This window comes from Streptomyces milbemycinicus (genome assembly GCF_002154605.1).
In the GTDB taxonomy this organism is placed as follows: domain Bacteria; phylum Actinomycetota; class Actinomycetes; order Streptomycetales; family Streptomycetaceae; genus Streptomyces; species Streptomyces milbemycinicus.
This window is the reverse complement of sequence record NZ_MUNE01000525.1, coordinates 1-794: the sequence shown is the minus strand read 5'-3', so window position 1 is coordinate 794 and position 794 is coordinate 1. Positions and strand designations below refer to the sequence as shown.

At 71.3% G+C, this 794-nt stretch carries 1 pseudogene; it reads left to right on the top strand.

The window, feature by feature from the left end:
- Positions 1–794 (top strand): annotated as a pseudogene (locus tag CCN51_RS36445) (type IV secretion protein Rhs); the annotation flags it as partial.

The following is a 794-nucleotide window of genomic DNA, read 5'->3' as shown; positions in this document are numbered from 1 at the left end:
GGCGCCACCACCCGCTACCAGCGGGACCCCTTCGGCCGCCCCACCACCATCACCGATCCACTCGGCCACACCTCCCACCTGGAGTGGACCGTCGAGGGCAAGCTCACCGCTCGCACCTACCCCGACGGCACAACCGAGTCATGGACCTACGACGGCGAGGGCAACTGCACCAGCCACACCGGCCCCACCGGCGCGACCACCACCTACGAGTACACCCACTTCGACCTGCTGGCCGCCCGCACCGACCCGGACGGGGTGCGCTACGAGTTCACCCACGACACCGCCCTGCACCTCACCCAGGTCACCACCCCCCAGGGCCTGACCTGGACTTATGAGTACGACGCGGCGGGCCGCATGGTGTCCGAGACGGACTTCGACGGCCGCACCCTCACCTACACACACGACGCCGCAGGACGCCTCACCGCCCGCACCAACCCCCTCGGCCAGACCCTGGCCTTCGAACGCGACGCGCTCGGTCGCACCCTCCGCAAAACCACAGACGGCCAGACCACCACCTTCACCTACGACCCGGCCGGACGCATCACCTCGGCCACCGGACCCGACGCCGAAGTGGTCTACCAACGCGACCGCATGGGCCGCGCCAAATCCGAAATGGTGAACGGCCGGGTGATGACCCACACCTACGACCCGCTGGGCCGCCGCACCCGCCGCACCACCCCCGGCGGAGCCACCACCGGCTACGCCTACGACGCCGCGGGCCGCCGCACCACCCTGACCCCCTCCGGCCACCCCCCCCGTTTCGAGCACCACTCCGCCCGCCGCCAGACCACCCG